The following is a 19,844-nucleotide window of genomic DNA, read 5'->3' on the forward strand; positions in this document are numbered from 1 at the left end:
GTCGGTGGGCCGTCGTCACAGTTCGAGTACCAGCCGTGCGGTCTTCGCCCGCGACACGCAGGTAGCGATCTGGTCGCCGGATTCTTTCTCTTTGCGAGTCAGGCAGTTGTCGCGGTGGTCCGGAACACCGTCGAGCACGGCCAGAACGCAGGTGCCGCAGATGCCCTCCCGGCACGACGTGTCGACGTCGATGCCGGCGTCTCCGAGGACCTCGACGATACTTCGCCCGGACGGGATGGCGAACACTTCACCGGTGTCGAGTTCGACTTCGAACTCGCCGCCATCGTGCGTGGTCGGTTCCAGAGGCTGGAAGTGCTCGATGTGGACCTGATCGTCCGGCAGCGATCGGGTTGCCACCTCGACGACACGCTGCATGAACTCCTTTGGACCGCACGAGTAGACGTGTGTCCCGGATCCGGCACCGGCGAGAATCCGCGTGAGCGCCGCGGGCTGCTCGCTTCGGTCGATTCCGAAATGGAACTCGACCGAGGAGGCGAACATCTCGTTCTCGAGCACCGGAACGAACGCCGCTTGCTCCCGCCGGGATGCGAAGTAATGCAACCGGTACGGCATGCCGTCGGAGGACAGCTGGTAGGCCATGCTCAGGAGAGGGGTGATACCGATACCGGCCGCCACCAGGACGTGGGTGTCGGCTTCCGGGGCGAGGGCGAACAGGTTCCGAGGTTCGCTGATCGTGAGTTCGTCGCCCACCGCGACCTGGTCGTGCAGTGCCGCGGACCCGCCTCGGGAGCAGTCCTCCCGCTTGACCGCGATTTCGTAGCTGTCGGTGCGGTGGGGTGGGCCGCACAGTGAGTACTGGCGGGTGACTCCGCCCGGGCCCGTGACGTCCACGTGGGCTCCCGCCGCGTATGACGCGAAGGGAGCGCCGTTGCTGCGACGCAATGAAAAGCGCTTGACCGACGTGGTTTCGGTCGTGATGTCGGTAACCGTCACTGTGATCATCGTCGGTCTCCTACAGCAGGAATCCGGACGCGTTCACGGCGTCCGTAGAGTTGATCAGCCGGACGACCTTCTCCTCGATGAGCGGCTCGGCCCCGTCGAGGCGGATGCGATGGGTCACGTCCGCGCCGAGTACGAAAGTCTCCTCCCGCCGGTAGCCCACCAGTACCTGTGCCGAACTCAATTCGACGGTCTCGTCGTCGCGGTGCTGGACCACGAACCGGGAGAGTGTCCGCACCGTGCGTGCGGCGGCGGTCGCCGAGATGGAGTACCCGGACGTCAGCCGTTCGATCCGCATCCGACGCATGCGGTCGTCGTCGTAGACCATGTTCAGCTCGGACTCGAAATCGTCGGTGTCCGGATCGATGGGGATCACGTATCGGCTGCCGGGCGCCCACAACCGGTCCCAGTCGTGGTACTCCTTGCGGTCCAGCAGGTGCGCTTCGCGCCAGATCAATTCGATGGCCGGGACGATCCCGACATCGGAGAGCTGTGCGGCCTCAAAGGTTTCAACGGACATCGGTCATCATCGCCTTCCACATCGTGTACGCCTCGCGCATGCCGGTCTCGTCGGTGGCGTGCGAGACCCGGCCCTTGGATTCGTCCTGCTCGCGCCCCAGCCCGCGGTTCACCATGATCGGCAGCCCCGGGCCGGCGGCGGCGCCACGCTGCACCCGGTCCCAGGCCTCGGAGTCGTCGGTGGTGCCGAACCCGAACGGGCCCTGGAAGTGTTCGTGGATTCGCAGCCGCTCCCGGTTGACGACCTCCGGTGCACCGTCCAAACCGAGCGCCAGGTGCCGAATCTCCGTCTCGGTCACCGAGACCGGTCGCAGCACACGGAAGAACGACATCGACATCGCCACGTTCGGGAACAGGTTCAGGTTGAACCCGGCTCCGTGCATCGAGCGCACGATACGCCGCACCTTCGCCGGGTCGAACTCCTTCGACAGTTCCTCGACGATGTGGCCGAAGCGTTCCTGTAGTTGTTCGGTGCCGTCGTCCTCGTCGAGGTCGACGTGCTCGGGCACCATGATCATCACGCTGTGGCCGTTGCCGAGCGAATGCGTGAGCGCCTTCTCGTCGGTCATGAACGACAGCATGTCGGCGGTCTCCTCGTCCACCGAGGACATCCAGGACCGGTGCACGATCGGGAAGTGATACCCGTCGGTGGTGTTCTCGAGCTGGATCTTCCAGTTGCCGTTGAACCGGAACTTGTGCTCTCCCTGCACCTTGATCGGATACCCGGCCCCCTGCTTCATGAACAGGTCGATCCAGCGCTTGGCCGGCCCGAGGAAATCCGCGAGCGGTTCCACGTCGTGGTTGACGCTCGCGAAGATCATGCCCGCGTAGCTGTCTACCTTCAGTCGATGCAGCGGCAAGTCCTTCTTCTCCAGAACGTCTTCATATCCGTCCGGGTAGGGGATGCCGCGCAGCTTCCCGTCCAGCGCGTACGACCACGCGTGGTACGGACAGGTGAAACCGTTGGCGTTGCCGCGGGGTACCTCGCACAGGCTGGCGCCGCGGTGGCGGCACCGGTTCAGCAGGACGTTGATCCCGCCGCGGCGGTCACGCGTCACGATGACCGGCTGCCTGCCCACCATCGCGGTTCTGAAGTCCCCGGCATTCGGGATCTCGCTCTCGTGGGCCACCCATACCCAGGTCCGGTCGAAGATGCGGTCCATTTCCAGTTCGAACAGTTCAGGGTCGGTGTAGAGGGAGACGTCCACGCGGTCGCTCTGGACCAGGCCGGCAATGTCGGTGTCCGTGAGTTCAGGTGAGGTCGGTGTGTCCATGTCGTCATTCCTGTAAGTCGTCGGGTTCGGTGTGTTCGTCCCATGCGGCGCCGGCACTCCAGTAGTCGCTGCCGTCGGAGCGAATGCCGTGCTGCCACTCGGTGATCCGTCGCAGACTGGGCTCGACGGCCGCACAGGCGGCGTCGGCGCCGTCGGGACCTTCCTCTGGGGTTCCCCAATGGACCCAGTTGAGTTCTCTGCCGTCGCGGTCGTGCAGGAACAGGTCCACGTGGTACCAGCCGTAATAGCGGATGTCCCGGTAGCAGGTGAGGAGCATCGTCCGGCCGTCCGGTGTCGTCATCGTGTGATCAACGCCTGAAGGTGGGCGGCCGTGGCCGGGGTCAGGGCGGTGTCGAAGACACGTTCGGTGCGGAATCGGGAGATTCTGGCTCTGCTCTTGTCGATCAGGAAGGTCACGTTGAGCCTGGCCACGACGAGTTCGGTTGCACCGGAGTGGAACCGGGAGAGCTGCTGCATCAGCCACCTGCCGTCGACCTCGTCGCAGTCGAGGGTCGTCGTGCCGGGGTGAAGCAGGTGGACGTTGGACAGGAAGTTCCCGTGCGGGGGTAAGTGGGCCGACAGCATCGTCGCGATCGCCTCGGAGCCCGTCGTCCGTCCGAACTTTTCGGTGTAGAGAGGCCCGATGCCCTCCCACACGGCGTCCGGCGTGAACAGGTCGTCGAGCCGACCGGTCACGGCCGGTGGTCGGGGGACGTCGCAGAGTTCCAGGTAGCGGGCCAGCACGTCGTGTGCCAGGCGCTCAGGTGACGGTGAGACGGCACTGTTGATGGGCATGCTTCTTCGGCCTCCTTTCGAGGATGGTGTGCCGGTGCCGGCGAGTGCTGTGGTGATTCCGGGTGAGAAAGGTTCGAGGGCAGATCAGCCCGTCCGGACCTCGGTGTCGGCCTCTGCTGTGTCTGCAGTGTCCTGCTCGTCGATGTCTTTCGCGTTGGTCTCGGGAGCGGCCGCCACGGACACGACGGTGATGACACCCATGCCGATCAGGAACAGGGCGATCGGCCAGGATGCACCTGCCCAGGCGAACAGGGCGGTCGCGATGATGGGCGAGAACCCGCCCGCGACAACCGAGGCGAGCTCGTGTCCCAGGGCGACTCCGCTGTACCGCACGCGGCGGTCGAACAGCTCGGTGAAGAACGCCGGTTGGGTGCCGATCATCGCCCCGTGGCAGATCACGACCGCCACGAGCACAGCCAGGAATACCAGGATCGGATTGCCCGAGTCGAACAGCGCGAAGAACGGGTAGGCCCAGGCGATCATCGCGATCGCGCCACCCAGATACACCGGACGGCGTCCGACACGGTCGGACAGCGCTCCCCACGCAGGCATCGCGAACGATTCGATCAGCATCCCCACTACGACTGCGGCCAGGACGAGCCCGCTGTCGAGACCGATCTTGGCCGCGTAGGCAAGACTGAATGTGAGGAAGACATACATCGCGCCGTTCTCTGCGATTCGCGCGCCGAACGTGATCAGAACCGACTTCCGGTGGCTGCGGAGCACCTCGAGAATCGGCGGCCTCGCGGGCTTGGTGGCCGCAGCGTTCTGCCGGGCTACCGGTGTCTCCATGACCCGGAGCCGGATCAGCAGCCCTACGACGGTGAGCACGATGCCGGCCAGGAAGGGGATCCGCCATCCCCACGCGAGGAATGCTTCCGTGGTGGTCGTCGTCTGGACCAGTGCGTACACCGACGCGGAGAGCACGAACCCCAGTCCGACGCCCGTCTGGCTCCACGCCGAGTAGAAACCGCGGCGGTGGCTCGGAGCCTGCTCGCTGACGATGAGTACGCCGCCGCCCCACTCTCCGCCCACGGCGATGCCCTGCACGATGCGCAGCACAATCAGCAGTACGGCCGCCCACACTCCGATGGAATGGTAGGTCGGCAGGACGCCGATCAGGAATGTCGCCACCCCCATGATCATCAGAGTCACCACGAGCATCGACTTTCGGCCGACCCGGTCACCGAAATGACCGAAGATCACGCCACCCAACGGTCTGGCGAGAAACCCTGCCGCGTTCGTTCCGAAGGCCGCGATCGTGCCGACCAAGGGATCGAAGGTGGGGAAGAACAGTGTGTTGAAGACGAGCGCCGCAGCGGTGCCGTAGAGGAAGAAGTCGTACCACTCCAATGCGCTGCCGACCAGGCTCGCGATCGCCGCCGTGCGTACCTGACGCGGCGTACGCTGCGTTCCTGTCATAGGGGTCCTCCATGGGCCGTTGTCGAGATCGGTAGCTGTGGTTCAGCTGCACGGAGTGTTCACGACGGATTCATTCGAGAGAATGCAATCGGTCCGGTGCTCGGACCGAAAAGTCAGCGACGGTCAGTTGTTTACATGTTCGAAATCCCGGGTGAGAGCGGCAGCTGCCGCTGTGACCACGGGAGCGAGACGCGAGACCTGTATGCGGTCGATCGGACCGACCACGGTCAACGTCGCAACGGCGACACCGTGCGAGAGGACCGGTGCCGCGACGGCCCCGTAGCCGACGACGAGTTCCTGACGATCCACCGCGAAGCCGTGCCGCCGCACCTGGTCCAGCTCGGCGGTCAGCCGTGCCGGATCCGCGATAGTCCACCGGGTGCGGCGTGACAGTGTCGACGCCAGGACACGCTCGCGGATCGCCGCGTCACCGAAGGCCAGCAGCGCCTTGCCGGACGCCCCACAGTGGAATGGAACCCGGCCCTCGACCTGGGTGAAGGTGACACCGCCCCCACGCTGGCTGAAGTACTTCTCGGCGAAGAGGACCGCCTGATCGCCGGGGAAGGCGAGCACCACGGTCTCCCGGGTGGTGAGCGCCAGGTCCTCGAGGTACCGCGCCGCGATCAGCCTCAGGTCTCTGGTCCGCGGTACGCGCTGCCCGAGCTCGAAGAGCAGGGAGCCCAGCTCGTAGCGGCGGCCGTGCCGGTTCAGCAGACCGACCTCGACCATCTCCGTGGCTACCCGGTGGACCGTCGTCTTGGCGAGCTGGGTCCGCCGCGCCAGTTCCGACAGTCCGAGCACTGGCGCGCCGGTGTCGAAGGCGTCCAGGATTCTCCGCACCTTCCGCAGTAATGATTCGCCTTCCGGCTCGGTCGTTCCCACGGTTACCCTTCTCGCTCGGGCGCGGTCCCCCAGCGGGCGTGGAGTTCGGCCATGTACGCACCGAACTCTTCGACCATGGACACTCGGCCGGGATGCAGCAGCCACTGCTGTTGCAGCCCGTCCACCAATGCGATCGTGCGGTGAGCCAGGATGGGCCCCGGGGCGTCGGCACGGATGTCGCCGCGGGCCTGGCCGACACGGACGGCGTCGGTCAGCCAGGCTTCCATGCCGACGTAATGATCCTTGATCCAGGTGTGAGCGGGATGCCCCACCTCCACCGCCTCCGCAGACAGTCGGACGAACAGTCCGACCAGGTGCGGGCGCGTCGAGTTGCGTGCCACCAACGCCTCGAGCGCGTCGAACGCGTCCCAGCCCAACGGTGCCTCCCCGTCCTCGTTGGTCAGGAACATGCCGTCCTCGGCGTCGCGCTCCTCGAGGACCGCCGAGAGTAGCGCCACCTTACTCGGAAAGTGGTGTAGCAGACCGGATTGCGACAGTCCGCTCTCTGCCGCCACCTTCGCGATCGACGTGCCCTTGAAGCCCGAGGTGGCAAACAGTTCCAGGGCCGTCCGCACCGCCTTGGCCCGCGACACCTCGCCGGACAACTCGCGCTGCGATTTCGGCGGCGCTGTGTGATAACCGGGTGGAAAGGACATGCGCGCTCCCTATCGTTGTCCGGATACGGGCAGGGTGACCCGGATGTCACCGAGGCCACGAGCGATCAGCACCTCGCCGGTGAGCGGCAACGGCTGCCATCCACCTCGGTGCCACCGACGCAGTACCCGCCGGTCGACGGGAACATCGACGGACGCGGTCTGTCCGGGCTCGACGTCGACGCCGGCCCATCCGATGAGCCGCACGGGCTCACCCTCCGGTCGCCAGTACGCCTGGACGACTTCACGTCCGGCTCGGGAGCCGCTGTTGGTCACCGGGACCGTCACCGCACGAATCGCGTCGTCGACGGTCAAATTCGCTTCGCCGTACGACCATTCCGTGTAGCCCAATCCGTGCCCGAACCAGAACAACGGCTCGGTCTGCCAGCCGCGGTACCCCACGGCGCTGCCCTCGCTGTACGGCAGTTCGCCGTGCACCGGTACCGGCGACCAGGTCGGACCGTCCCCGTCCCGCGCCGGGAAGGTGGTGACGAGTCGACCGGCGGGTTCCACCTCGCCGGTCAGGACCGCGGCCACCGCCGCCCCTGCCTCCTGGCCGGGCAGCCCGGCCCACAGCACAGCGTCCACCCGATCCAACCACGGCATCAGCACCGGCGTGGCCGCGTTGACCACGACAACGGTACGGCGCGCGACGGCCGCGACAGCGGCGACCAGGGCGTCCTGCTCTCCGGGAAGGGCGAGGGTGATCTTGTCGACCTCCTCGGTCTCCTGCTCCGGAGTGAGTCCGACGACCACCACCGCGACGTCGGCATTACGCGCTGCCCGAGTGGCGGCGCTGATTGCAACCGCGGGTGGTTTCGTCGCCACACGAGCGGCCAGTCCGAGGACGGGTCTGCCCGGTGCGGCCGCCGCGACCGCAGTGATCGTCGCGCCAGGTTCCAGGTCGAGGACCACGGTGCGGAACGGCAGTCGCAGCACTTCACCCGCGTCGTCGACGCGGTCCAGGTGAACCTGTTCGAAATGACCCGGTGCCGTGAATGTCCAGTCACCACGGCCGCGCACACCGACTTGCATGCGTGTCGCCTGCTCCATGACGACCTCGGCGGTGAGTTCGATGGTCGCCGCCGACTCCAACCACGGACTCTCCCGCAGGGAGACCTCGCTCCAGTCGACGTATCGCGACTCGATCACCTCGCCCCGGTCGTCGCGAGTGGTGACCCGCATACCGAACTCGCCCGTCTCCGGGTCGCGCAGGAAGTGCTGGGCGGCGGCCAGCGGATCCGTGCTGATCTCGACCCCGTCGACGACGGATACCCGATCCGCGCCGAGAGCCTCCGTGATGCCGTCCGCGATGCCGATCGCATGGGGTGGGCGTACCTGCGACGAACCAGCGCCCTGCACAACGGTTTCCGTCGCGTGCCGTCCGATGAGTGCGACGGTTCCCTCGGTCGCCAGCGGGAGGATCGACTGTCGATTGACGAGCACGGTCATACCACCGGCGGCCAGGTTCCGGAGAGCCTCGCGCCGGCTCGGACTGTCGGGTGCCGGCGCAGTGGACGGCCACTCCCGCTCCGAGCCGAGCGCTCCGACCCGCCCCGCCAATCTCAGTACCCGGCGCACGTGTTCGTCGACCGTCGTCTCCGCCACTTCGCCGGCTCGGACTGCGGCGACAAGTGCGTCACCCCAGGGACCCGCGGGGCCCGGCATCGAGAGGTCCAGTCCGGCGTTGGCGCTCTCGGCAGTGGAGTCGGTCGCGTACCAGTCGGACATGACCAGCCCGTCGTATCCCCACTCGTCCTTCAGGACTCCCTCGATGAGCGCGGTGTTCGCGGTGGCGGGAACGCCGTTGATGTCGTTGTAGGCGGCCATGATCGCCCAGGGATTGGCGTCGGCGACCGCCATCTCGAACGGCAGGAGATATACCTCGTGCAAGGTTCGCTCGTCCACGACGGAGTTCACGGTCTTGCGGTCGGTCTCCGACTCGTTGGCGACGAAATGTTTCAGCGTGGCCCCGATGCCGTTGTCTTGTAGGCCTTTGATGTATGCCGAGGCAAGCGCTCCGGTGAGCAACGGGTCCTCGCTGAACGACTCGAACAGTCGTCCGGCCAGGGGGGTGCGATGCAGATTGACCGTCGGCCCGAGCACCACATGGACATGCTGCGCGCCGGCCTCCTCCGCCAGCAGTGCCCCGACCTCCTCCGCGACCGCGGTGTCCCAGTGCTGAGAAAGCAAGGTGGCGTTGGGCAGCAGGCACGCGATGCGCCCGCCGGTGAAGCGCTCGCCGCGCACGCCGGTCGGACCGTCCGAGAGTACGACCTCGGCGAGTTCTATCGCCGGGTCGGGGTACAGCGTGAAGTTCGTTGCACCCGTCAGCAACCGGACCTTCGACTCGAGATCCAGGGTCGCAATCGACTTGTGGATTCGCGATTCCAGATCTTGGCGGGGGCCCGTGGATGCCTGGTCGGCCAGCGGATTCCGTGTGTCAGCCATCGCCTAGCGCACCTTTCCGATCGGGAAAATGAGGAGCGCACCCACCGCGCAGGCGGCGGCGGCCGTGCTCAACAACAGGTCGTAGTTGTGCCCGCCGATCCCGATCAGCAGGGCGCCGATCCCGGGAGCGAGGGTCTGCGGCAGTACGTTGGCCATGTTGAGTACACCCAGGTTCTTGGCCGAGTCGTCGAGGCCGGGCAGGACGTCGATGACCAGCGCCAGGTCGACGCCCATGTAGATGCCGAAACCGAGCCCGAGCACGACTTCGGCGACGTAGAAACCACCCGCGGTGTGAGCCTGGGTGAGCATCACCAACCCGATGCCGAAGATCAGGCACGCGGTGACGACGAACGGCTTGCGCCTACCCACCCTGTCCGAGAGCCAGCCGGCGACCTGCCCTGCCACGGCGAGCGTGATCGTGTAGAACAGCACACCGGTGGCCATCACCGCGGTCGCGCGGGCGATCGACAGCCCCAGTTCGTGCTGCATGTACAGCAGGCGGTACGTCATGAACAGATACAACGCCATCGTGATCATGAAGCGCGACGACCAGGCGTAGGCGAAGTCGGGGTAGCGGCGCGGCGAGAGCCAGAACGTCTTCAGTACCACGCGGAAGCCTTCGCTCGGTGGGCGCTCGAGAAGCGGCTTGTCGGGGAGCAGGAGGAGGAACGGCAGGAGGAACACGATGCCGATCACCGCTGGTATCAGGAACATCAGCAGCATGTTCGCCACCAGAAACTGGGCCGCATAGGCGGCGCCGAGCTTGCTGCTCTGCTGCATGACACCGATGAGACCGCTCACCCTGCCGCGCTGTTGCGGTGGTATCTGGTCCGCGATCGATGCCATCAGCGCGGCCTGCGCTGCGTTGGCGAACGCCTGCGCCGCGAACCAGGCAATCGCGATTCCGACGATGCTGGGCACGAGAGCAAGGATGAGCTCGCTCACGGCGAGGCCGACGATCCCTATGAGAAGCCAGGGTCGGCGTCGGCCGAACCGCCCGGTCGTCCGGTCGCTGATCCGGCCGAAGATGGGGTTCGCCAGAAACGCGGCGAGAGCGCCGATACTGCTGACCGCACCGAACACGGCGATCACGTTGTCCGTGCCGACGAGCGATTGCACCTTGATCGTCAGACTCGCGGTCACTGGGGTGAGCAGCGCGATCGACAGACCGAACTGTGCCAGCGCCATGGACCCCACGAGTTTCGGCGGGGCTTTCTCGGTCGGTGGGGAGATGACGGCGGCGACGGGTACTGCTTCGCCTGTCGTGGTCATGGGTCCTCCTTCAGCACCCACGCAGCGGCGTGGGCGGAGAGATGAGTGTGACAGACCGAGTACTCGGTCTGCATGTTGGAGCGAGACTGCTGTGACCCTTGGTGGGGGGTGTGAAGACTGTGGCGAGGGCGTGAACGGAAATCAAACGCTATGGTCCGCTGTGCGGGCCGAAGCGTGGGGCGAGAGCAATCGTTAACAGGACCGAAACCCAATGTCACGCACGGTAGCGGCGGGGCAGTGTTCATTGCGGACGGCCCGAACATCGTCGTGGCGTTGCCCGACCGTATGGGCTCGTGACATTCGAGCGTGTGGTGCTGTATGGAAGCGGCTGGTGGTCTCGAAGCCTGCTCGAGTGGGTGCCAGAGCGCGTCGCTGGCCGTAACTCATCAGATCCTGTGCGGTGCCTCGGCAGTCACCACGTCCGCGAGAAAAGCGGCCGGGACCGGTGCCCAGTCCTTGCGCCACCGCCCCGCGACCTGGTCCCCCCGCAATGCCGCGATGAGCGAGACGATGTGCGGTCCGCCATCCGGAAGGTGACGCATCATGCCCAGCTCGGCGCACTGTGCTGCGATCGAGGCGAGCAGTTCCTTGGCTTCGTCGATGCGGCCCGAGGCGGACAAACAGGCCACGAGCAGCCTCCTACCCTGCATCAACAGCCGGTGCGCGCCGCGACCTCGGAGTAAGTCCACCCACTCCTGTGCCCACGTGCAGGCGAGCTCGACCTGGTCCGGTGAAAGCTCATCGAGCAGCAGTCTGATCGCTGTTGCCTCTTCGATCTGCGCCGTCAGTGCCTCGATGCCGTCGACCGGTCGTCGACGGGAAGAATATTCTGCGGGGGGCGAGACCGGGATGTCGGAGCTCAGGGGTAGCCCCAGCCTGATCCGTTCGTTCTCGACATTGGCGCGCAACCGCGGAAGGGACAGTGTCACAGCGATCCTCGCCCCCTCATCCAGTCGCTGCGCTGCCGCTGACCGATCGCCCCGCAGGGCCTTGATACGCGCCCCGAGGACATACCGAGGGATCTTGAATTCCACGAGACCGCCTTCGCCCCCAAGCTCATAGCCTTCGTCGAGCAACTGTTCGGCTTCGTCGATCTCGCCCCGTTCGTACAACAACGCGCCGAGGAGAGAATCGGCCAGGCGCGCGGCCTCCGAGTGTTTACCGCCCATCTTCCTTGCCACACGCACCCCCGCCCGGAAGCTGCTTTCTGCTGCGGCGACATCGAGTTGTTCGTAGGCGGCAAGGCCGGCGAAGCAGTGCCCGTGCATCACCAGGTACGGACCGTTGGTTCGCGCATGAAATGTGGAGGCCCATTCCTGCAGTCGGCGCGCTTCGTCGAAATCGAACTGGTACGTCGCGCGATAGGTTGCCATGTTCGCGGCACTCGACACAACCCACGGCCGCAACGTGTCCAGCCGCGGCAGGCATGCCTGGACCAACTCGTCCGCGCCGTCGATTCGGTCCGCGCGGAACCGAATAACGCCCCGCATCACGGCGGCCTCTACTCTGAGATCGGCGACCTCGTCGGTGGAGGGAACACGATCGAGCGTTGATTCGACGAGGTCGAGTGCTCTCTGTGCAGGTTCGGCACGGTGCAGCATGATATTGGCCCAGGTTACGGCGAGTTGCAACCACGGACGCGACTCCGTTAGCGCGGGAGGGAGTTTCGCAACCATACCGAGGAGGGTCGTCATGTGCGAGTACTCGATCAGGTGCATCCCATCGCGCTCGACGAGCTCGACCGCCCGGACCTGATCCCCAGCCATGAGCGCGTGATCGACGGCCTCGCCGAGTAGCTCGTGATCGGCGAACCATGTCGATGCCGTGCGGTGAAGTTCGTCGATCCGCTCGGGCTGATCACGCTCGAGTCGTCGTTGCAGGAACTCGGCGAACACGTGGTTGTACCGGAACCACACTCCGTCCTCGTCCACCCGTCGCAGGAACAGATCCCGCTCCTCGACTACTTCGAGTAGCGCCTGCCCGCGGGACACGTGCGCCAGCGCGCCCGCGAGGCTGCCGCTGATCCGTTCGGTGACCGACGTCGCCAGCAGAAAATCGAGGATCTCCGGTTCCAACGTGTCGAGCACGTTCTCGGCGAGGAACTCGCCGATGGCGTGATGCCGACCCGACATGTGCCCGATCAGCTCGGTGGGGTCGTCGCGTCCGCGCAGTGACAGGTATGCCAATTGCAACGCCGCCACCCACCCGTCGGTTGAATCCCGCAGGTCCGCGACATCCTCCTGCTCCAGCTCCAGTCCGCCTAGGTCGACCAGGAAGGATCGTGCCTCATTGTCATCGAAACGTAATGCTGTGTAGTCGATTTCGACAAGTTCATCACGCACGCGCATTCTACTCATCGGAAGGCCGGCCCGGGTGCGGCTTGCCGCGACGACCTGGATGTGGTGGCAGCCGTTGTCGAGCAGGAATCCCATGGCTCCGCGTGTCCCGGCGTCGGTGACCCGGTGCCAGTCGTCGATCACGATCGCCACCCGCTCACCGCGGGCGTGGATCTCGTTGATCAGCGAAGACAGGACGTACTGCTCGGCCTCGTCGCCGTGCTCGTCGAGCGCCTGCCCGAGGTCGCGCGCCAGGGTCGGGCGGACCCGTCTGATCGCCTCGACCAGATGCGAGAGAAACCACACCACGTTGTTGTCATCGTGATCGACCGTCAGCCACGCGACCGCCACACCCTCCTCGGTCAGCACTTCACTCCATTGGGCGGCGAGGGTGCTCTTGCCGAATCCGGCAGGCGCGTGAATGACCGTCAACCTGCGCCGCTCTCCGGCGCGTAGGGAGTCGATGAGTTGTCTACGCTCGACCAGTTGCCGGGTCGGCGTGGGCGGGCGGAATCGGGTGGAGGGGGCCGGCGGCGTGCTTGGCGTCGCTGCATCGTTTCGGCCGGCCGTCGTCATCGGGCCGGACCTGCCCGACGCAGTCCTGGTCGAGGCGCCGCGGCGATGTTCATCGTGGGTCTGCGTGTCGAGGTCGGCGGGTAGGGCCATCTCGTCGGCGGGCAGGCCGTTCCGGAGTTGGGCTTCGCGCAATTCCTCCCCGAACTCGACGGCGGTCGCATGACGACTGGCCGGCTCCCGGGACATCGCTCGTTCGATCGCGGCACATATGTCGTCGGGGATGTCCTCCCCACGCAGTTCCGGGACGGGGTGGGAAGTGATCCGCAGGAATTGGGCCATCACGTGCTCGCCGCTGCGCCGCTCGAACGCGGCATGCCCAGTGATCGCGCAAAACAGCGTCGCTCCGAGGCCGTACACGTCCGATGCCGGGGTGGGGGGCTGGCCTTTGAGCACCTCGGGTGCGGTGAACGCCGGTGAGCCGACCACCGCTCGCGTCGAGGTCTCGAAGCCACCCGCGATGCGAGCGATTCCGAAATCGGTCAACTGCGGTTCCCCGTAGTTCGTGAGCAGGATGTTCGCGGGCTTGACGTCCCGATGTACGGTGCCGATTCGGTGTGCGGTCTCGAGCGCGCCCGAGATCTTCACGCCCAGTCGAACCGCCTCCTGCCACTCGATCGGGCCCGTGTGGTGAATCCGTGTCGCCAGCGAACCGTGCGGGTGGTAGTGCATCACAATGTACGGTTGCCCGCTGGTGGTGGCACCGACCTGCAGAATGTTGGCGATGTTCGGATGCCCGGACAGCCGGCCCATCGCCCGTTGCTCACGAATGAACCGCTCGAGGTTGTCCGGATCCAGATCGGCGGTGAGCACCTTCACCGCGACGGTGCGGTCGAGGGATGGCTGCAGGCAGCGGTAGACGACGCCGAAGCCGCCCCGACCGACCTCCTGGGCATCATCGAACCCCGCCGCGGCCAACTCCGTGGCGATACCCGGGGTCAGATCACGCTGTGTCGCCGTTGGATCGTATTCGGCCACGGCCGACCTCGATCCCGTGCCTTGGTGTCCGCAATCGCGGTGTCATGCACATCACCTCTCGAGCATCAATGCGAGCATAGCCCCGATCCGAACCCACGAATCGTCGGTGAATAGTTAGTTCGAGCGGCTCGCACGGTCAGCCGGGGCCCAGGTCGAGGTCGGTGGTCCGTCAAGGCAAGATCGAGTAGCGCTCGCACTGTTCGCCCACGGCTGCGGTGCCGCCGCAACCCTCGGTGATGCCGACCAGAGCGGCCGAGCTATTCCAGACCGGACTAGAGGACATCGGGAGTTGTTGTGCCCAAATCGATTTTGGTTCCTTTTGGCAGCTCGCGGGAATCGTGCAGACCTCTGCGCTGCTCGTGGTGTCCAGGCATATCGATTTCTCTCGCAACGGTATTCGGACCCATTACCTGCATCAAATGCGTCGAATGAAGTATCGGGTGTATTTAGCCGGCACTCCGATCCTGGACGGGAGCAGAGACGAACTCTGACTCGGATTGGTGGCCACGACGGTGAACTGCGCGCCGGGCAGCCCAGGCCGCAGTCCTTGCGCTGTCGGGCTACCGTGCCGTCGCGGGGTCCCAGAGGCTGGCGATGAGCTCGTACGAGCGCATACGTGCTGCTTGGTCGTAGGTCTCCGACATGAAGACGAGCTCGCGGGCGCCCGTCCGAGCCACGAGCGCTTCGAGTCGAGGACGGACGGTCTCAGGAGTGCCGATGTAGGACTGGTTCAGCTGCTCCGCCACCGCCGCGGCTTCGGCCCGGGTCCACAGCCGGTGTATGTCGTCCACCGGTGGATCCAGCGGCTGCATCCGGCCGCGCACCGTTGCGAGGAACCGCTGTTGGACGGAGGTGAACAGCCGGGCCGCCTCTCGGTCGTCATCCGCGAGGACTGCGTTCACGGAGACCATCGCATACGGCTCGGACAGCGTCTGCGAAGGGCGGAATGTGGAGTGGTAGAGATCCGTTGCTTCCTGCAGCCGAGACGGGGCGAAGTGTGCGGCAAAGACGAACGGCAGCCCGAGACGCGCAGCCAAGGCCGCGCTGTAGACACCGGAACCCAGCAGGTGGATGGGTATATCGGCGCCCTCTCCCGGGATGGCCCGCACCTGTGGTCGTGTGCCGTGGAGGTAGGAGAGGAGTTCGGCGAACTGCGCAGTGAACTCCTGATCCGCCGGTCGCCCGCGACGGATTTCGGCCGCCGTCCACGGGTCCGTTCCCGGTGCGCGCCCCAGCCCGAGATCGAAGCGGCCGGGGTGCAGGGCTGTCAGAGTGCCGACCTGCTCGGCCACGACGAGCGGCGCGTAGTTGGACAGATTGAGACTGCCGGTGCCGACCTGGATGGTCCGGGTCCCGGCGGCGACCGCGCCGGCCAGGATGATGTTGGCCGAGCTCGCCATCGGCGCCATGTTGTGGTGCTCGGCAAGCCAGTAGCGGTGGAAGCCCAGGCGCTCGGCATAGGCGGCGAGTTCGACGGTGCGGTGCAATGCGTCACCGACAGTGTGGCCGTGACGGATAGGTGCGAGATCGAGAAGCGAGAGTGCCGGACGATCCGGAGGAGTGGAAAGGGTATCCATCGCGTGCCGTTTCTTGTCTAGGGGTGGGTCAGGGGTGCCTTCGGCGGGGAAAGACACCTGGGAGGCGGCACGGCGGCCGCGACTCGGCGGGCGGTCTACCGTTCCGCCGCGGTGATCCAGCCGGGTATGTATTCGAAACGCGAGATCTTCCAGGTACCGTCTTCGCGGCGGAGATCCAACTGATAGTGGGCTCCGTAGAGATCCTGCCCACTCGGTGTAGCCGGCCGCTGAGGGATGATCCGGCCGACCACAAGGTGAGCGGTATTGCGAGCTTCGTCGACCGTGATCTGCAGCGGGCAGCCGAAATGTTGCATCCACGGCCACAGACGACGGAAGGACTTCATCTGTCCGATGACTTCATGACGTCCCTGGAGGTCACCCATCGGGGGGAACGCCCCGAAGACGTCCTCGGTGAAGCAGCCACGTAGGAGCGTGATGTCGCCTTGGTCGATGGCCCACGAATAGCGCGAGTAGAAGTCGGCGACCTGCCGCACGGCATCGTGGGGGTCGAGATCAGGGATACCGCGGGCCCAGGGCGAGTCCAACTCGCTCACGATGCTGGGCGTCGCGTCGCCGATCTTCCATCCTTCGGGGGACGGGATGCTCCATTTCGCGAACCGAGCCTCGTCCCCGTCGATCCATGGGATGGACAGCCGCAGGACCTCGAATTGCCAACCGGACTCGGTCCGGACGAGGTCGGCCACGAGTGTCGCGCCGAACGTCGAAGGCGCCGGTTCCGTTTGCGGCGTGAGACCGTACAGGTAGGAGGTAAGTACTGTCCGCTCGTCGTCACCGCCGACGAAGTGGTTCGTGGTGACTATGTCGAGGGGCATGATGGGATCGAAATCGGCGCTGAACAGAGCCGTGATTGCCCTGGCTCCGCGGGCCTGACCATGCGCACTGGAGTACAGGACGCTCGCGTCGGCGAAGACGGTAGTCAGGGCGTCCTGGTCACTGTCGGCCCAACCTGCCACGAAGATGTCCAACGCCGCGAGTACCCCCTCGGCCGTCGGGGACATCGACCTTTGTCCTGATTCTGGGTCGAGGCGGCCTCGCTCCGATGTGATCGATCGATTGTTGCGGGTCATGTCGACGACGCTAAACAATGACATTGATGTCAAGGTCAAGCGACAGCGGAGTGAAGCACGTCACCATCCACGCACGGTGCTACGCGCAGAACGGAATTCGACCGAACTCGGAAACCTGAGATCCACACCCTGTCGGCGGGCGCCCTTCTCTCTCTTGCCTCTCAGGCAGCCGGGCTGGCGACCGTCAGGTAGGCGCGGATGGCGTCCCGATTGCGCGTCAGGGTGTCGATACGCCGCTCGATCTCGCCTAACTCGCGGGCGAGATTCGCGGCCAACTCCGCGTCGACCATCGGGCGCAAGGCGGCACCGGCGCCGAGGAAGCAGGGCACGATCTCGCGAATGACCCCGGTGCTCAGCCCCGCCTGGAGCAGATCGCGAATCTGTTGGACGCGCTGCACTGCGCTCTCGGGGTAGTCCCGGTAGCCGTTGGCCAGGCGGTCGGGGTGCAGCAAGTCCTGCTGTTCGTAGTAGCGCAGGAGTCGGGTGGCGACTCCGGTGCGATGGGAAAGTTCACCGATCTTCATGGTGATGTGCTTCACTCCGTTTCGGCTTGACCTTGACATCAATGTATAAGTTTAGCGTCAGTGGCGTGACCGACGTAATGAACGACTCCTCCAGATCGAAAAGGGGCGGCCTCGCCGTCCTGTTCGTGGCGGCCTTCATGACCATCACCACCGAGACCCTGCCCATGGGTCTGCTGCCGCAGATGGGCCAAGGCCTGGGGGCATCAGAGTCGCAGGTCGGACTGTTGGTCGCGATCTACGCCTTCGTTGTCATGCTCGTGACCTTGCCCGTCACCGCATGGACCGCCAACTGGCCACGGCGTCGACTCTTTCTGGTGATCATGGCAGCTTTCGCCGTGAGCAACCTCTTGATGGCCCTCGCCCCCACCTTTCCCGTGGCCGTTATCGGCCGACTCATCGCGGCGCTGGTGCACGGTGTGCTCTGGTCGATGATGGCTGCTTACGCCACGCAGATGGTCGCTCCCGGCCGCGCCGGCCGCGCCGTCGCCACGGTTTACGCCGGCAACAGCGCAGCCCTGTCCCTCGGCGTGCCCCTCGGTACGGCGCTGGGTAATGCCCTGAGCTGGCGGGCGGCCTTCGTCGTCCTGGCCGGGGTTGCGGTCCTCGTGATGGTCGCGGCTCCTGCCCTGTTGCCTCAGGTTCCTGGCACGCGCTCCGCCGACTCGTCGGCCGCCAAGGCGTTCAGGATCCCTGGAGTGCTGGCCATCGCCGTCACGACCACCGTGGTCATGCTGGGTCACTTCACGCTCTATACCTATGTCGCCCCCTATCTGCAGGATGCCGGTATCTCCGAGAAAGCGGTCAGCCCAGTCTTTTTCGCCTTCGGTGTCGCGGGCATCGCCGGGGTGTGGTGCGCCGGAATGCTGGTGGACCGGCGCCCGCGGGGTGCCCTGCTGAGCGCCGTGGGCATCGTGGTTCTGGCCCTTGCCGGATTGGGGGCAGTCGGCTGGTTCACTCCTGCGACGATCGCTCTGATTGTGCTGTGGGGACTGGCCTACGCGGCACTACCGACCTTCCTGCAGTCGGCCGCGCTCAAAGCAGCGCCAGCCGCACAGGCTGCCGCCTCCGCGCTGTTCATAATCGGCTTCAACCTCGGCATCGGCGGCGGTTCGCTGGTCGGCGGCCGGGTCCTCGATCACATCGGCGTGGCCGCCGTGCCCGGTGCGGCCGCTGCACTCACCGCGGTCGCCTTGCTCATCGTCGTGTTCGCGCGCACGTCCGCGTTCCCCCGGCGCACGACGTCGGCCGTCATCGCCCGACCCGGCAACAAGGACGAGGCCAGCCTCACTCACGAACTCGCCGAGCTCGGTCAGCACCGCTGACCTGCACCACCCTCATCCGCACATATCCAGGCGTGATCACACATCCGCCGCAGCAAGCGAAAGGCAATCTCGCACAGTCATGAACAACCTCCGCGATATCCCGCTCTCCCTTCTCAACCTCGCCCCCATCCGGCACGGCGGCACAGCCACCGAGGCGCTGCACGAGACCATCGAACTCGCACGCAAGGCAGAGGAGTTCGGCTACCACCGCTACTGGATCGCCGAGCACCACAACATGGCCGCCGTGGCCTCGGCGGCGACCTCCGTCCTGATCGGGCAGGTGGCCGCTGCCACCGAGAGGATCAAGGTCGGCTCCGGCGGCATCATGCTCCCCAACCACGCCCCGTACGTGGTCGCCGAGCAGTTCGGCACCCTCGCCTCCCTCTACCCCGGACGCATCGACCTCGGGTTGGGTCGCGCACCGGGTACCGACCCGTGGACCGCCCAGGCACTGCGGCGCGGTGAAGCCACCGCCGAGGACTTTCCGGCCCAGGTGGCGGAGGTTCGCCGCTACCTCGCGCCGGGCGGACCCACCAGCCGGGTCCGCGCCATCCCCGGCGAGGGCACCAACGTCCCGCTGTACATCCTCGGTTCCTCCACCTTCGGCGCGGCCCTCGCCGCGAAGGAAGGCCTGCCCTTCGTCTTCGCCTCGCACTTCGCTCCCAACCAGCTGTCCGCTGCCCTGGACATCTACCGTGCGAACTTCCGCCCCTCCGAGAACCTGGACAAGCCACACGCCGTTGTCGGCGTGAACGTGATCGCCGCCGACTCCGACCAACACGCCCAGCACATTTTCACGACCCTCCAGCGCAAGTTCCTCACCCTGATCCGCGGCGAACTGCAGAACCTGCCTCCCGTCGACGACATCGACCAGCTGTGGTCCGCGCAAGAAGCTTCGGCCGTCGGTGCCATGCTCCGCGCGTCCTGCGTCGGCTCGCCTGACACCGTCCGCGACGGCCTCAACGAGTTGGTCGAGCAGACGCAGGCCGACGAACTCATCGTTCTCACCGAGACCTGGGAGTTCAAGGACCGGATCCGCAGCTACGAACTCCTCGCCGACCTGAAGACCGCATGACACCCGACTCTCTCACCGTTCGTCCCGCCTCGATGCACAGAAGGGACAGGGCACCGTGACCCCCCGTCGTTCGATAGCGCAACGGTGGGCGCCCTTACCGTGGCTAATCGCAACGTGATCCCATGACCAGAGCGCGTGCCGCC

16 protein-coding genes are annotated in these 19,844 nt (G+C 65.9%); 2 read left to right on the forward strand and 14 right to left on the reverse strand.

The window, feature by feature from the left end; translation table 11 throughout:
• Positions 1 to 15 precede the first annotated feature (15 nt).
• From OYT95_RS24010 to OYT95_RS24075, 14 genes are all read right to left on the reverse strand, one after another.
• Positions 16 to 963 (reverse strand): PDR/VanB family oxidoreductase, encoded by a 948-nt coding sequence (locus tag OYT95_RS24010; protein ID WP_268789292.1) that lies wholly within the window; start codon positions 961 to 963, stop codon positions 16 to 18.
• 10 nt (positions 964 to 973) lie between these two features.
• Positions 974 to 1,480 (reverse strand): aromatic-ring-hydroxylating dioxygenase subunit beta, encoded by a 507-nt coding sequence (locus OYT95_RS24015; RefSeq protein ID WP_268789293.1) that lies wholly within the window; start codon positions 1,478 to 1,480, stop codon positions 974 to 976.
• On the reverse strand, positions 1,470 to 2,753 hold the full coding sequence (locus OYT95_RS24020) for an aromatic ring-hydroxylating oxygenase subunit alpha (protein WP_268789294.1): 1,284 nt from the start codon (positions 2,751 to 2,753) through the stop codon (positions 1,470 to 1,472). Before OYT95_RS24020 ends, OYT95_RS24015 begins: the two co-directional genes overlap by 11 nt.
• A gap of 4 nt (positions 2,754 to 2,757) precedes the next feature.
• A complete protein-coding gene (locus OYT95_RS24025; RefSeq protein ID WP_268789295.1) occupies positions 2,758 to 3,054 on the reverse strand; it encodes a hypothetical protein in 297 nt (98 codons plus the stop codon).
• Positions 3,051 to 3,548, reverse strand: coding sequence for a nuclear transport factor 2 family protein (locus OYT95_RS24030; RefSeq protein ID WP_268789296.1), 498 nt, complete (start codon positions 3,546 to 3,548; stop codon positions 3,051 to 3,053). Before OYT95_RS24030 ends, OYT95_RS24025 begins: the two co-directional genes overlap by 4 nt.
• Before the next feature lie 84 nt (positions 3,549 to 3,632).
• Entirely contained in the window at positions 3,633 to 4,970 is a 1,338-nt protein-coding gene (locus OYT95_RS24035) for an MFS transporter (protein ID WP_268789297.1), read from the reverse strand.
• Between the two features lie 123 nt (positions 4,971 to 5,093).
• Entirely contained in the window at positions 5,094 to 5,852 is a 759-nt protein-coding gene (locus OYT95_RS24040) for an IclR family transcriptional regulator (protein ID WP_268789298.1), read from the reverse strand.
• A 2-nt stretch (positions 5,853 to 5,854) separates the two neighbouring features.
• Entirely contained in the window at positions 5,855 to 6,508 is a 654-nt protein-coding gene (locus OYT95_RS24045; RefSeq protein ID WP_037237211.1) for a TetR/AcrR family transcriptional regulator, read from the reverse strand.
• A gap of 9 nt (positions 6,509 to 6,517) precedes the next feature.
• Complete coding sequence (locus tag OYT95_RS24050) at positions 6,518 to 8,956, reverse strand: glycoside hydrolase family 3 protein (protein WP_268789299.1); 2,439 nt, start codon at positions 8,954 to 8,956, stop codon at positions 6,518 to 6,520.
• A gap of 3 nt (positions 8,957 to 8,959) precedes the next feature.
• Positions 8,960 to 10,228, reverse strand: coding sequence for an MFS transporter (locus tag OYT95_RS24055; RefSeq protein WP_268789300.1), 1,269 nt, complete (start codon positions 10,226 to 10,228; stop codon positions 8,960 to 8,962).
• A gap of 386 nt (positions 10,229 to 10,614) precedes the next feature.
• Positions 10,615 to 14,115, reverse strand: a complete 3,501-nt coding sequence (locus OYT95_RS24060; protein ID WP_268789301.1) for a serine/threonine-protein kinase — start codon at positions 14,113 to 14,115, stop codon at positions 10,615 to 10,617.
• A gap of 560 nt (positions 14,116 to 14,675) precedes the next feature.
• The gene (locus OYT95_RS24065) at positions 14,676 to 15,692 is read right to left on the reverse strand and encodes an LLM class flavin-dependent oxidoreductase (protein WP_268789302.1); all 1,017 of its coding nucleotides are present in this window, start codon (positions 15,690 to 15,692) and stop codon (positions 14,676 to 14,678) included.
• A 95-nt stretch (positions 15,693 to 15,787) separates the two neighbouring features.
• Positions 15,788 to 16,711 carry a nuclear transport factor 2 family protein gene (locus OYT95_RS24070; RefSeq protein ID WP_268789303.1) on the reverse strand — a complete coding sequence of 308 codons (924 nt, stop codon included), beginning with the start codon at positions 16,709 to 16,711 and terminating at the stop codon, positions 15,788 to 15,790.
• A gap of 230 nt (positions 16,712 to 16,941) precedes the next feature.
• Complete coding sequence (locus OYT95_RS24075) at positions 16,942 to 17,319, reverse strand: MerR family transcriptional regulator (protein WP_442971705.1); 378 nt, start codon at positions 17,317 to 17,319, stop codon at positions 16,942 to 16,944.
• A 50-nt stretch (positions 17,320 to 17,369) separates the two neighbouring features.
• On the opposite strand from OYT95_RS24075, the gene OYT95_RS24080 reads away from it, so the two are divergent.
• Together OYT95_RS24080 and OYT95_RS24085 are read left to right on the forward strand one after the other, a co-directional pair.
• A complete protein-coding gene (locus tag OYT95_RS24080; protein WP_268789304.1) occupies positions 17,370 to 18,626 on the forward strand; it encodes an MFS transporter in 1,257 nt (418 codons plus the stop codon).
• Positions 18,627 to 18,705: 79 nt separating this feature from the next.
• Positions 18,706 to 19,701, forward strand: a complete 996-nt coding sequence (locus OYT95_RS24085; RefSeq protein WP_268789305.1) for an LLM class flavin-dependent oxidoreductase — start codon at positions 18,706 to 18,708, stop codon at positions 19,699 to 19,701.
• Positions 19,702 to 19,844: the final 143 nt, after the last annotated feature.

Origin of the sequence: Rhodococcus sp. JS3073 (genome assembly GCF_026810085.1) — a bacterium.
Classification (GTDB): domain Bacteria; phylum Actinomycetota; class Actinomycetes; order Mycobacteriales; family Mycobacteriaceae; genus Rhodococcus_F; species Rhodococcus_F wratislaviensis.

Excerpts from the sequence above, each read along its gene's own strand:
- OYT95_RS24010 (WP_268789292.1), bottom strand. The coding sequence starts at position 963 with ATGATCACAGTGACGGTTACCGACATCACGACCGAAACCACGTCGGTC.
- OYT95_RS24015 (WP_268789293.1), bottom strand. The coding sequence starts at position 1,480 with ATGTCCGTTGAAACCTTTGAGGCCGCACAGCTCTCCGATGTCGGGATC.
- OYT95_RS24020 (WP_268789294.1), bottom strand. The coding sequence starts at position 2,753 with ATGGACACACCGACCTCACCTGAACTCACGGACACCGACATTGCCGGC.
- OYT95_RS24025 (WP_268789295.1), bottom strand. The coding sequence starts at position 3,054 with ATGACGACACCGGACGGCCGGACGATGCTCCTCACCTGCTACCGGGAC.
- OYT95_RS24030 (WP_268789296.1), bottom strand. The coding sequence starts at position 3,548 with ATGCCCATCAACAGTGCCGTCTCACCGTCACCTGAGCGCCTGGCACAC.
- OYT95_RS24035 (WP_268789297.1), bottom strand. The coding sequence starts at position 4,970 with ATGACAGGAACGCAGCGTACGCCGCGTCAGGTACGCACGGCGGCGATC.
- OYT95_RS24045 (WP_037237211.1), bottom strand. The coding sequence starts at position 6,508 with ATGTCCTTTCCACCCGGTTATCACACAGCGCCGCCGAAATCGCAGCGC.
- OYT95_RS24050 (WP_268789299.1), bottom strand. The coding sequence starts at position 8,956 with ATGGCTGACACACGGAATCCGCTGGCCGACCAGGCATCCACGGGCCCC.
- OYT95_RS24055 (WP_268789300.1), bottom strand. The coding sequence starts at position 10,228 with ATGACCACGACAGGCGAAGCAGTACCCGTCGCCGCCGTCATCTCCCCA.
- OYT95_RS24065 (WP_268789302.1), bottom strand. The coding sequence starts at position 15,692 with ATGGATACCCTTTCCACTCCTCCGGATCGTCCGGCACTCTCGCTTCTC.
- OYT95_RS24070 (WP_268789303.1), bottom strand. The coding sequence starts at position 16,711 with ATGTCCCCGACGGCCGAGGGGGTACTCGCGGCGTTGGACATCTTCGTG.
- OYT95_RS24085 (WP_268789305.1), top strand. The coding sequence starts at position 18,706 with ATGAACAACCTCCGCGATATCCCGCTCTCCCTTCTCAACCTCGCCCCC.